The following is a 502-nucleotide window of genomic DNA, read 5'->3' as shown; positions in this document are numbered from 1 at the left end:
GAACCTCACGGATCTGGAATTGCCCGGCTATGTGAGCAACCTGCTCCGCGACCTGCTGCCACAGGGACGGGTGACCGTGGACCACATTGCCCGGTGCATGGCCATGAGCCGCCGCACCCTGCAACGGCGGCTCAGTGATTCCGGCACGTCCTTCCAGGCCGTGCTGGATGAGACGCGACAGAAAATGGCACTGCGTTATTTGCGGGACTCCACCCTGCAAGTCACCCAACTTTCCGACCTGCTCGGCTATGCCGACCTGAGCGCATTTTCCAGAGCATTCTCGCGCTGGTTCGGGATTCCTCCCTCACAGTGGGAACAACAGAAAGCCCGGTAACGGTTATGGCGACATACAGACACGTTTCATTGAATCGACGACCAACATCTGGCCGCCTCTGAAAAAACCTTGCGTAATCTGCGTGAACTGACGGGGGAAAATGACAAGCATGGAGGAAGTGGCCGGAGAGACTCTCCGGCCACTTCCTCCATGCTTGTCATTTTCCCC

At 58.0% G+C, this 502-nt stretch carries 1 protein-coding gene; it reads left to right on the top strand.

Translation table 11 applies throughout. The annotated features are described in order from the left end of the window. Positions 1 to 334: helix-turn-helix transcriptional regulator (locus A3754_RS07995; RefSeq protein ID WP_156496912.1), on the top strand; the 334-nt coding region annotated here is incomplete at its 5' end. Between the last annotated feature and the right edge of the window lie 168 nt (positions 335 to 502).

The organism is Alcanivorax sp. HI0083 (assembly GCF_001635175.1).
Note: the sequence above shows the minus strand (reverse complement) of the source record. Positions and strands in the feature narration are given on the sequence as shown.